This window comes from Candidatus Phytoplasma pruni (genome assembly GCF_001277135.1).
GTDB classification, from domain to species: domain Bacteria; phylum Bacillota_I; class Bacilli_A; order Acholeplasmatales; family Acholeplasmataceae; genus Phytoplasma; species Phytoplasma pruni.
Genome location: NZ_LHCF01000029.1, coordinates 1 through 3,237, shown reverse-complemented (window position 1 = coordinate 3,237; position 3,237 = coordinate 1). Strand labels below are relative to the sequence as shown.

General features: G+C 25.8%; 4 protein-coding genes and 4 tRNA genes. 3 read left to right on the top strand and 5 right to left on the bottom strand.

Annotation, left to right across the window (positions count from 1 at the left end; all coding sequences use genetic code 11):
* Positions 1-59: 59 nt before the first annotated feature.
* The 4 genes from CPX_RS02630 to CPX_RS02615 form a co-directional block, all read right to left on the bottom strand.
* Positions 60-134 (bottom strand) — tRNA-Trp (locus tag CPX_RS02630).
* Between the two features lie 34 nt (positions 135-168).
* Positions 169-251 (bottom strand) — tRNA-Leu (locus CPX_RS02625).
* A gap of 38 nt (positions 252-289) precedes the next feature.
* A tRNA-Gln gene (locus CPX_RS02620) sits at positions 290-364 on the bottom strand.
* A 29-nt stretch (positions 365-393) separates the two neighbouring features.
* Positions 394-469, bottom strand: a tRNA-His gene (locus tag CPX_RS02615).
* A 211-nt stretch (positions 470-680) separates the two neighbouring features.
* On the opposite strand from CPX_RS02615, the gene CPX_RS02610 reads away from it, so the two are divergent.
* Positions 681-1,124 carry an Hsp20 family protein gene (locus CPX_RS02610; RefSeq protein WP_053521614.1) on the top strand — a complete coding sequence of 148 codons (444 nt, stop codon included), beginning with the start codon at positions 681-683 and terminating at the stop codon, positions 1,122-1,124.
* Positions 1,125-1,187: 63 nt separating this feature from the next.
* On the opposite strand, the gene CPX_RS02605 is transcribed toward CPX_RS02610, so the two are convergent.
* Positions 1,188-2,006 carry a hypothetical protein gene (locus CPX_RS02605; RefSeq protein WP_235443270.1) on the bottom strand — a complete coding sequence of 273 codons (819 nt, stop codon included), beginning with the start codon at positions 2,004-2,006 and terminating at the stop codon, positions 1,188-1,190.
* 217 nt (positions 2,007-2,223) lie between these two features.
* Between CPX_RS02605 and mscL the strand changes: the two genes are divergently transcribed.
* Positions 2,224-2,667 (top strand): large conductance mechanosensitive channel protein MscL, encoded by a 444-nt coding sequence (gene mscL / locus CPX_RS02600; protein WP_017191776.1) that lies wholly within the window; start codon positions 2,224-2,226, stop codon positions 2,665-2,667.
* 116 nt (positions 2,668-2,783) lie between these two features.
* Entirely contained in the window at positions 2,784-3,140 is a 357-nt protein-coding gene (locus CPX_RS02595; protein WP_053521613.1) for a hypothetical protein, read from the top strand.
* Positions 3,141-3,237 lie beyond the last annotated feature (97 nt).

The following is a 3,237-nucleotide window of genomic DNA, read 5'->3' as shown; positions in this document are numbered from 1 at the left end:
TTCTTTTTTATGTATTAATTTTTTGTATTAATTTAATTTTTATTTAATGATAATTTAAATGGCAGGGATATCAGGATTCGAACCCGAACAAGCGGTTTTGGAGACCGTTATGCTACCGTTGACATCATATCCCTTAAAATGATTTAAAATAATAATTTTTAATATTAATGGTACGGGTGACAGGACTTGAACCTGCACGCCAAAAGCGCTAGATCCTAAGTCTAGTGCGTCTTCCATTCCGCCACACCCGCAGATTAGTTTTAAGTTGTCGCATTTATGTTGTTAGTATTGGCAGGCCCAGCTGGATTTGAACCAACGAATGACGGAGTCAAAGTCCGTTGCCTTACCACTTGGCTATGGGCCTACAAAAGATATAAAGATAAAATAATAAATTGGGGCGGCTGATGGGAATCGAACCCACGCGTGTCGGCTCCACAAGCCGCTGCGTTAACCACTTCGCCACAACCGCCATAAAAATACATCCAAAAAAAATAATGTATCAAATAACAACATTTATTATTATACATGATTTTTTAAAAAAAGTAATTAAAAAATAATACATAATATTAAAAAAATAAATTAGCATTCTCTTCTTGACATTGCCAAAATGATTTGTTATAATAAAAATGAAATTATTAATAGTATTAAAATAAATGATAAAAAAGGAGATAAACATAAAAATGTTTTTTAATGCAAATGATAGAAATAACGATTTATTAGAAAATTTATTAGACGATTGGAAAAGAATTTCTTTTGGTGATAATTCTCATTCTTTTATGAAAACTGATATTAAAGAATATCCTCAACATTATGAATTGATTAGCGAATTGCCTGGTTTTAAAAAAGAAAATATTAAAATAAGTTTAGAAGAAGGATGGTTAATCATTGAAGCTCATCCTAAGCAAGAAAACCCATCAAAAGCCGTGCAAAAAAACGAAAGCCAACCTGAGAACTTTTTAAGACAAGAAAGAATTAGAGGCATTATTAAACGTAGTTTTAACATAGGTGAAGATTTTTCTATTAAAGATATTGATGGTGCATTAAATAATGGTTTATTAACAATTATTATTAAGAAAAAACCTGAAGAGCCTCAAAAAGAAAAACAATATTTAGAATTAAAATAATCTTTATAAATAAAAAAAATCAAAATAATTATATTTTGAATTTTTTTATTTACTATAGAAAGATTAATTTTTTAACTGTTTATTCGTCTTATCCACTAAAAGGGCTTTCACAAAAGGCAAATCTTTTGGGTCAATATATAAGGCGTTTTTTTGATCATCATAATAAGAAAAAGAATTATCATTCATAGGCATATTGTTTAACATAAATAACTGCATTTCAGAAACGTTTTTTAATTGATCAAATATTTTTTTCAAACTTTTAGGAATCTGTTTATTGATTGTTTCTTCGATGAAAGAAAGGTCAATAGGTTTTTCGTTAACGTTTTCCCTTTCTGGAGAATTATTGCCATTATTATCGTTAGAATTGTTATTATTAGAATTATCGTTCTTTCTTTGGTTTTTTTCGTTACCGTTAAAATTAAAACTATTTTTAATACTGTTTTTCAATAATTCTTTTTCTAAAAGTTCTAATTTTTGTTTTAATAATTCTTTTTCAAAGAAATTTTGTTGTTGGTTTAATTCCATTTTGCTTTCTAATTTGCTTTGATATAATTCTAACCTAATTAAATCAATATCTTTATCTTTTTCTCTGGAATTTTTTGCTTCTTCTTTTCTCTTCATGTCCAAAATAGTTAATTCTATTAAAGATAAGTTTTTATTTTTATATACATCATCTGATAATTGGTTTTGAATGGAAATTTGCGGATTTTTGTTATTAATATCGTTTTTTTCTTTTTCTTCTCCGAAAAAAAAATTCAAAAGAAACAAAACAAAACGCATTAATAACTTAATTAGTTTTTGAAGTGGTCCAGCCAAAATAATAAGCGATACAATCAAGTATGCAACCCAATTGTTAAGAATGTTGTTCCAAATTTCATTCACCACAATAAATTTCACCTTTTGATTCTTTTTTATTTTTAAATAACTTAAAAAACTAATGATACAATATTATTGTAGCATATTTATTTGAAATTAACAAATTATTATTATTTTTATATATTTTTTATATAACTTTTTGATTTTTTGAGCGCACACTGATACAATAAAATGAAAATATGCGATTCTTTTTATCAATTTATAAAAAAGAAGGAGAATTATCATGTCTGAAAATAAATATTTACATCAATTAAAAGATTTTAAAGACGGTTTTAAGTCTTTTATCAATAAAGGGGACGTTATCAAATTAGCTATCGCCATCGTGATGGGGCAGTTATTTACCAAAATGGTGAGTTCCTTATCTACTGACGTCATTATGCCTCCTATTGTTTGGTTATTTAACGGAAAATTTACCTTAAATGAACTAAAAATAAATTTAGGTGGGGAGAACGCTATTAATTATGGTAAATTTTTACAAAACGTTTTTGAATTTTTTATGGTCGCTTTCGTTATTTATATTTTTGTGTATCAAGGTAAAAAACATTTACAAACCAAGAACCCTTCTAACGTCAAAGAGTTGAAAATCGACGATATCAAACAATTAGAACAAGAAAAAGTAGCTTTACTAAAAGAAATTAAAGACTTGCTTCAAAATTCTCCAAAATAAAATAATATAGTTAAAAATACTCTTGATATGGGGATATTTTTCAATTGAACAAATCATCTATAAACTTTATTGTTGTATGATGATATTTTAAAAAAAGGTAATATATACGTCAATTTATGAAAAAAATTTATTCTTTCTGTTGGATGCTATTTATCTTCTTCTCTTGTATGATGGTTTATTTTCTCCTAACAAAAAGGGAAGACCAAACAAAGAAACAATTTATCGAAAACAGGATACAAATTTTAATAGATTCATTGAAGGAAAAAAACAACATTATTCAAACGCAAGAATTGATTATTAAAGAAAATCAACAACAAATAATTAAAAAAGACCTTAATTTATGTTTTTGCAAGAAAAAAATTAAATTATTAACGAAAGAGAAGGAAGAAATAAAAAAAGATTTATCTTCTATCACTAATGCTTTAATCGAAAAAGTCAACGAAATAGAAGAATTAAATAATCTTTTTTTCTAAAATAACTTCTCAAAAAAAATGTTAATGATTTAATGGAGTTATAATTTAAATATCAATTCCAATTAAAAAAATACCTCCAATATAAAAACAAAAAAAA